General features: G+C 50.4%; 2 tRNA genes and 1 rRNA gene. All 3 read left to right on the forward strand.

Annotated elements, in window-relative coordinates:
• The first annotated feature begins 112 nt into the window (after positions 1–112).
• The 3 genes from VF675_RS13580 to VF675_RS13590 all read left to right on the forward strand — a co-directional run bounded on the left by VF675_RS13580 (position 113) and on the right by VF675_RS13590 (position 1,917).
• A 16S ribosomal RNA gene (locus VF675_RS13580) occupies positions 113–1,650 on the forward strand.
• Between the two features lie 59 nt (positions 1,651–1,709).
• Positions 1,710–1,786: transfer RNA gene (locus VF675_RS13585), tRNA-Ile, on the forward strand.
• Between the two features lie 55 nt (positions 1,787–1,841).
• Positions 1,842–1,917, forward strand: a tRNA-Ala gene (locus VF675_RS13590).

Here is a 1,917-nt window from a genome sequence, read left to right on the forward strand (position 1 = left end):
ATATTTCATTGATTGATTGGTTTAAATTACTCGAAGTTTATTTGAGCGAAATTTAAGTCAGAAAATTGATGAGCCAGATTTGGAAGTTTAGATTAAAACTTCAAAATGATTTTAACTGAAGAGTTTGATCATGGCTCAGATTGAACGCTGGCGGCAGGCTTAACACATGCAAGTCGAGCGGGCGAGGTTGCTTCGGTAACTGAGCTAGCGGCGGACGGGTGAGTAATGCTTAGGAATCTGCCTATTAGTGGGGGACAACATTCCGAAAGGGATGCTAATACCGCATACGTCCTACGGGAGAAAGCAGGGGCTCTTTATGACCTTGCGCTAATAGATGAGCCTAAGTCGGATTAGCTAGTTGGTGGGGTAAAGGCCTACCAAGGCGACGATCTGTAGCGGGTCTGAGAGGATGATCCGCCACACTGGGACTGAGACACGGCCCAGACTCCTACGGGAGGCAGCAGTGGGGAATATTGGACAATGGGGGGAACCCTGATCCAGCCATGCCGCGTGTGTGAAGAAGGCCTTTTGGTTGTAAAGCACTTTAAGTGGGGAGGAGGCTTACCTGGTTAATACCTGGGCTAAGTGGACGTTACCCACAGAATAAGCACCGGCTAACTCTGTGCCAGCAGCCGCGGTAATACAGAGGGTGCGAGCGTTAATCGGATTTACTGGGCGTAAAGCGCGCGTAGGTGGTTAATTAAGTCAAATGTGAAATCCCCGAGCTTAACTTGGGAATTGCATTCGATACTGGTTAGCTAGAGTATGGGAGAGGATGGTAGAATTCCAGGTGTAGCGGTGAAATGCGTAGAGATCTGGAGGAATACCGATGGCGAAGGCAGCCATCTGGCCTAATACTGACACTGAGGTGCGAAAGCATGGGGAGCAAACAGGATTAGATACCCTGGTAGTCCATGCCGTAAACGATGTCTACTAGCCGTTGGGGGATTTGATCCTTTAGTGGCGCAGCTAACGCGATAAGTAGACCGCCTGGGGAGTACGGTCGCAAGACTAAAACTCAAATGAATTGACGGGGGCCCGCACAAGCGGTGGAGCATGTGGTTTAATTCGATGCAACGCGAAGAACCTTACCTGGCCTTGACATAGTAGAAACTTTCCAGAGATGGAAAGGTGCCTTCGGGAATCTACATACAGGTGCTGCATGGCTGTCGTCAGCTCGTGTCGTGAGATGTTGGGTTAAGTCCCGCAACGAGCGCAACCCTTTTCCTTACTTGCCAGCATTTCGGATGGGAACTTTAAGGATACTGCCAGTGACAAACTGGAGGAAGGCGGGGACGACGTCAAGTCATCATGGCCCTTACGGCCAGGGCTACACACGTGCTACAATGGTCGGTACAAAGGGTTGCTACACAGCGATGTGATGCTAATCTCAAAAAGCCGATCGTAGTCCGGATCGCAGTCTGCAACTCGACTGCGTGAAGTCGGAATCGCTAGTAATCGCGGATCAGAATGCCGCGGTGAATACGTTCCCGGGCCTTGTACACACCGCCCGTCACACCATGGGAGTTTGTTGCACCAGAAGTAGGTAGTCTAACCGCAAGGAGGACGCTTACCACGGTGTGGCCGATGACTGGGGTGAAGTCGTAACAAGGTAGCCGTAGGGGAACCTGCGGCTGGATCACCTCCTTAACGAAAGATTGACGATTGGTAAGAATCCACAACAAGTTGTTCTTCATTGATGTATCTGAGGGTCTGTAGCTCAGTTGGTTAGAGCACACGCTTGATAAGCGTGGGGTCACAAGTTCAAGTCTTGTCAGACCCACCACTACTGACGAAGCAATTATGCAGAAGAAGATACATCGAATCACAGATGATAAGCTGGGGACTTAGCTTAGTTGGTAGAGCGCCTGCTTTGCACGCAGGAGGTCAGGAGTTCGACTCTCCTAGTCTCCACCA

The organism is Acinetobacter sp. Lyrl_1 (assembly GCF_051948795.1).
Taxonomy (GTDB): Bacteria; Pseudomonadota; Gammaproteobacteria; order Pseudomonadales; family Moraxellaceae; genus Acinetobacter; species Acinetobacter towneri.